This window comes from Nocardia abscessus NBRC 100374, from assembly GCF_000308455.1.
Classification (GTDB): Bacteria; Actinomycetota; Actinomycetes; order Mycobacteriales; family Mycobacteriaceae; genus Nocardia; species Nocardia abscessus.
Map to the genome: position 1 here is coordinate 1 of NZ_BAFP01000095.1, position 5,541 is coordinate 5,541.

8 protein-coding genes are annotated in these 5,541 nt (G+C 68.3%); all 8 read right to left on the bottom strand.

Annotated features, from left to right (window positions below; genetic code table 11):
* Positions 1-1,132 (bottom strand): conjugal transfer protein TraG N-terminal domain-containing protein (locus ON19_RS18690; RefSeq protein WP_255218398.1); only part of this gene is annotated, 1,132 nt, incomplete at its 3' end.
* Between the two features lie 38 nt (positions 1,133-1,170).
* The gene (locus ON19_RS18695; protein WP_063709458.1) at positions 1,171-1,995 is read right to left on the bottom strand and encodes a DUF8175 domain-containg protein; all 825 of its coding nucleotides are present in this window, start codon (positions 1,993-1,995) and stop codon (positions 1,171-1,173) included.
* Complete coding sequence (locus ON19_RS18700) at positions 1,989-2,801, bottom strand: DUF8175 domain-containg protein (protein ID WP_043694162.1); 813 nt, start codon at positions 2,799-2,801, stop codon at positions 1,989-1,991. Before ON19_RS18700 ends, ON19_RS18695 begins: the two co-directional genes overlap by 7 nt.
* On the bottom strand, positions 2,798-3,454 hold the full coding sequence (locus ON19_RS18705) for a DUF8175 domain-containg protein (protein WP_227954688.1): 657 nt from the start codon (positions 3,452-3,454) through the stop codon (positions 2,798-2,800). The genes ON19_RS18700 and ON19_RS18705 overlap by 4 nt, the downstream gene beginning before the upstream one ends.
* Before the next feature lie 28 nt (positions 3,455-3,482).
* Positions 3,483-3,758, bottom strand: coding sequence for a hypothetical protein (locus tag ON19_RS18710; protein ID WP_043694165.1), 276 nt, complete (start codon positions 3,756-3,758; stop codon positions 3,483-3,485).
* A gap of 8 nt (positions 3,759-3,766) precedes the next feature.
* Entirely contained in the window at positions 3,767-4,063 is a 297-nt protein-coding gene (locus tag ON19_RS18715) for a hypothetical protein (protein ID WP_043694168.1), read from the bottom strand.
* A gap of 51 nt (positions 4,064-4,114) precedes the next feature.
* On the bottom strand, positions 4,115-4,777 hold the full coding sequence (locus ON19_RS18720) for a DUF6668 family protein (RefSeq protein WP_051169044.1): 663 nt from the start codon (positions 4,775-4,777) through the stop codon (positions 4,115-4,117).
* A partial coding sequence (locus ON19_RS18725) for a hypothetical protein (protein WP_043694171.1) occupies positions 4,774-5,541 on the bottom strand: 768 nt, incomplete at its 5' end. The genes ON19_RS18725 and ON19_RS18720, both read right to left, overlap by 4 nt.

Sequence of the window (5,541 nt, forward strand, 5' to 3'; positions counted from 1 at the left end):
CGCTCACGTAACCGGGCGCACCCGCGGCCGCGGTGCCCTTGACGCCGACCGCCTTGGTGCCCATGGCGCCCAAGGCCGCCACACCGACCAAGGTGCCGCCCGCCGCGGTGAAACCGGAACCGCCGCTACCGACGATGGCGACGGCCGGGGTGACCAGCCGCATCAGCGCGGGCAGCACGAACGCCACGCTGCACAGCAGCACGATCGCGACCAGCATGCGCTGGGCCTGCTCACCGTCGGGCAGACCGCCCGTCGGGGTGAGGCCGTCGACGTGACCCGCCGTGGTGAAGGCGATCATGTAGACGATCGCCGCCACCGGTTTCCACAGCATGAAGGCGATGATCCAGCCGATGAGCTTCTGATAGGACTGCTTGCCGATGTTCATGCCGGAGGCCGCCGCCGCCAGCGGGAGCACACCGGCCGCGATCACCAGCAGACCTTGCCGGACGATGGCGAGCACGATCTGCGCGAGCGCGCCGAGCAGACCGACGATCGCGATGATCAGCACCAGACCGGGGGAAAACGCCTGCAGCTTACTGGTTTTGACCATCAGCTCGGCGAGGTCCTTGGCGTTGCCGTTGGTCGAGTCCTCGATGATCCACTCCGCGAAGCGGTCCGAGGCCTGCGTGCCCGCGACGATCACCGCGCCGAGCATCCAGGAGCTGAACACGACGCGGGTGAACATGCGGAACGATTCGGCCGCCTCGTTCATCGCGGCCCCGCGTCTGGCCTCGGCCAATCGCGCCCCGGAGAGGATCACCGACGCTATCAACAGCAGGATCTGCGCTTGATAGGTGTAGTCGTTGATCTTCGTGAACAGCGAACCCGAATCGCTGACCGCCTCGTTCGGCACCTTCATCCAGAAGGTCAGCGCCAGGATGATGGCCTGGCCGAGACCGTTCATCAGCGAATCGACCACCTTGCCGAAGGTCGAATCCCAGGCCTTGTCCTTCACCGCCTCCGCAGCCTGGTCCGGATGCGCGCCGACATTGCCCGCCTTGCACGCGGCGGACGCGGCGTCACCGAGGGTGAAGCCGGGCAGTCCCAGGCCGTCGAGCGTGTCGTGGATTTCGTTGCACGTTTCGTCCCAGCCGTACGACTGGCCGTAGGCCACGGTCGGAGTCGCGATCATCACCGTGAAGATGACCGCGAAGATTGTGACTAGCCGCCTCACCATTGTGTCCACCCATCGATCGAACCGATCGTCTCGAGCGGCTGTGCGTCGCCCGCGGACGACTTCAATCTCCAGCCACCATCACGCCATATCACGTTGAGTCTCATTGCTACCCAACTTCGCCCTCCGTGCAGGAACTCACGGGTCTTGCGGGCGACACGAACAACAGCGAAATCGTCACCATAGCTTTCGATTCGGAAAGCGTCGGATGCGTACAACAGCGGTTTGGCATTCTCCGGCAAGACGTCGGGCACTCTGCCCTCGGCGATCTTGCGCTCGCGATCGGCGAGTTCCTCGGGAGTAAGGATCACCAACTGCTGCCACAGCGTGCGGTCGGTAGGTCGCGCCACGGTCCGCCAGTAGATCTGCTCGGCGGCGAGCGCGGCGCCCTGCGGGGTCTTGGCGAATCCCGACGGCACGCCGTTGTCGATGCGCGCCGGTCCATCGGTCGTCGAGAAAGGAATAATCGGGCCGCCGTACACCTGCTGCCAACCGCCCGGCTGGTTCGTCCCGCCTGGCGCGCCGGTCTGCCACTCCGGATCGGTCGGCTTCCGTTGCGCGCCTGACTGTGAAAGCGCCTGTCCGGCGAGTTCGTTCGGGATGTCGAACCGGTGCCCGAAGGAATCCTTACCGGAACCGGCGAAAGTTGGCCCGCCAGGGGCATTTTCCGACGCTGTCGTTTGCGAGACCTGGGCGTGCGGTGTGTCGTCCTCCCGAGTAGCGACTACGGTGACGAATGCGGCCACCGCCACCGCGAGTACCGCACCTGCGCCCAGCACAGTCAGCGGCATGCGACCGGAAGACCTTCTACGGCTCACCATCTCGTCCACCCCTGCAACGACTCGATGTACTCGGTCTGGGCATTGTTGGTGGTCGATGGCTTCAGGCGCCAGTCCCCCGCGTCCCACACCATGACCAGGCGCGTCGCCGCCCACAGCGGCTTGCCGTCCACCACCGGGCCCCTGGTGGCCAGGCGGATGATGGCGAGATCGTCGGCGTAGTCGTCCACCTTGAACGCGTCGGAGGCGACGAAGTAGCGGGTCACCGTCTCCGGCTGCTGCTCCGGCAGCCGGTCGTCGGCCAGCGCCTTGTCGTAGGCGGCGATCTGCTGAGCGGAGACCCGCACCTGGCGTACGTACAGGTCGCGGTCGGCGGGACGCGCGTTGAGCCGGTAGGTGATCTGCGCGGCGGCCAGCACCGCGCCCTGCGGAGTGTGCGCGTAGCCGACGGCCAGGTCGTCCTCGATTCTCGTCGGCCCGTCGGAGGTGGAGAACGGCACGGAGGCGCCGTACACCCGCTGCCAGCCGTGCGGTTCGGTGGTGCCCTCCGGCGCGGCGGTCAGCCAGTCGGGATCGCTGGGCTTGCGCTGCCGGGAGGGGTCCTGCGGAAGCGGTTGTCCCGCAGCGCTGTTCGGGATGTCCACGCGCCTGCCGAGGATGTCCGCCTCGGGGGTCGCGAAGCCGGTGCCGCCGGAACTCTCGGTGACGGCGGGTGCGCCGCCGATCTCCTCGTCGCCCTGGCCGACGAAGACGAAGATGCCGACCACCACGATGAGCGCCAGCACGGCGGCGGAGGCGACCACGCCGAAGGAGACACGATCGCGCGCGTACGACTCCCTGTCGCTCACGTCGGTGCCTCCAATTTCACGATATCCGTGGGTAATGCGTCGAGCGAATCGATGGGCCGGGCGGTCGAGTCCGGATCGGGCAGTCGTAATCTCCAATCCTCGCCGAACCACTCGACGGTCGTGTGGTGCACCGCTTTCGAGCTGTCGGAGTATTCGGTGTACACGTCGACGGTGGACTGCCCATCGGCGTATCCGGTGATCTTGTAGCCCAGCAGGCGGGGCGCGAACTCCGGGCCCGCCGGACCGGTGATGGACAGCTGCACCCGGTTGATCGCCCATTCGTCCTTGGCCCGACCGGGAACCACTTCTCGCGCAGCCACTTTGGCCCACTGGGTGTCGGCGGCTACCGCGAGCCGCACCGAATGGGTCAGCGCGGCGATGCCCGCGCCGCGCGGCGAGTGCTCGAAACCGGTGGCGGCGCCGTCGGCCGTCGACCGCGGTCCCTGGTCGGTGTGCGGCAGCGGCACACCTTGGAACGGCTGCCACCGAACGTTGGTAGGAGCGGCCGCGAGGTCCTGCCCCGTCGAGTCCTCGCTACCGCCGCAGCCCACCGCCGCGAACAGCAGCGCGGCGCCGACGACTCCCGCCGCGGGGCGGCGGATGTCGCGCCGCCACGCCGTGGAGTCCACCGGTCGCAGTACTGTCGAATTCATTCCCGCGTCGTCCCCGTCCCACTCCGGCTCACGCGGGCAGGAACGCCAGGGCGATGCCCGACGCCGTGCTCGCGACCACCGCACCCAGCAGGCTCATCAGGACGCCGTGCGAGGCATCGTTCATGGCCAGATCGCTGCGGAAGGTCAGCCACAGCTTTCCGGCGGACACGATCATCCAGGCCAGGCACACCAGAAGGACGAACCACAGCAGCCAGTTCAGCAGCTGCATCAGCGGTGCGAGAACGTCGGCGGGCATCTGCTTGTAGGCCAGCGGCTCGGCCGCGAGCACGCGCACGGTATTCATCGCGGGCCTCAGGTGCCGATGACGGCGTTCATGATGGTGCCCGCGCTGGTGGCGACCACGCCGCCGATCATCGCGCCCGCCACCATCTTCGGCGACTCCAGGCCACCGCCGGTCCACTTCTCCCAGGCGAACCTGCCGCCGGCGTAGACGATGCCGCAGATCCCGGACAGCAGGACGAACCAGGTGAGATACCGCACCAGCTGCAGGATCTTCTCCGAGCCCGGCGGCGCTTCCGGCGTCGGATTACCGACTTGCGCGAGTACGGTGCCGTACGTGTCCTGCACGGCGAGGAGGAGCATGCTCATCGGGTGCCTTTCTCGAATAGTGGGTGGTTGTCGCCGTTTCGAGGCGGACGATCACTCGTCGGGCGGCTTGCGGAGATCCGGTGACCGGCGGTCGTAGGCGGCCTCCTCCAGTGCCGTCCGAGCGGCCGCCACGATGTCGGCGCCGAGCTCCCGGACATCGAGCGGGACTTCCTCCAGCAGATCGAGCTTGCGCTTCCTGGGCGGCAGCGGATCACCCGGCGACCACACCGGCAGCTGCTCGGGTTCGACCAGCGTCCACTCCTCGTACCACGGCACCTGCCACACCTGTCCGGCCAGGGAGCCGACCACGTCGCGATAGCGCCGGATCTCGGGAGCCATCCGGCCGGGGCGCGCGGCGACGGTGATCAGGCCGAGCACGTCGGAGGGGCCGGCGAATCCCGAAAGATGTTGGCGCAGAAGGTCGTGCGCGCGGGACAGACCGGCGATGGTCTCCCTGGCGACCAGGACGACGAACGGACTTTCGCGGTCGAAGACGCCGGGCCAGCGGCGGCCCGAATCCGCCGCGGGCGCAAGCACATGCGCGAGGGTACTGGCTCCGGCACCGCCGTGCACACCCAGCAGCCAGACCAGCGGCGCACGGCCGACACCCGGTACCGGACGGTCCCAGATGGCGGCACGGCGAGACTCCGGCGGGGCGATCACACCGGCGGGCGTCGGGTCGGGCTGGCGCGGAAAAATCATGGCGGCGGTCATGATGCCACCCCGGCGAGCAGGCGCCCATATGCCCGGCGCGTCTCGGCGGCCAGCGAGGCGTGCCGCACGAGTTCGCCACGGGCCAAGTGCGGATCGTAAGGGATCTCCATGATGTCGCGAACCCAGCCGGACAGATGCTCGCGCAAATGATCCGCTACCCGGGAATCGTCACCCGGGTATTGATGCGAGACCACGATCGTGGTGTCACCGACGACGCCGCCGCCGTGCCCCTCTCCCGGGTCGCCGAACTGGTCGTCGAGCCATTCCAGGGCGACCCGCAGCCGGTTGGCCGCATCGGTGCGGGCCGGAATGGCAAGCACCAGAGCCACATCCGCGTCATCGAGCAGGGGAATCAGTTGCCTGGCGGCAATCGGGTGCCCACCGTCGTAGACGGCGGTGTATCCCGCGTCGTGCACCGCGCGCGCGACCGTGAGATAGGTCGCACGCCTGCGCAGCGGCGCGGCATCTCGCCAGAGCAGACCGATACCCGAAGTCGCGCGCGACAGGCACTCCTTCAACGGCGCGGGCTCGTCGTCACCGCGGCCGTACAGCCAGGACTGCAAACTGATCGGGTGCAGATGCTCATCGGCGCCGCGCAGCGCGAGATCGCTGCCCGCCGAGGTGGCGTCCACCGCGACCGTCGGCGTTCCGCCCGTGCCGAGTTCACCCGCCAGCCCCAACGTCGTCGTGGTGGTACCCGCACCACCGCACCCACCGACCACCAGAATCGGCCGCTGCACCGGGTGATCCGCCTCGGAGCCGCC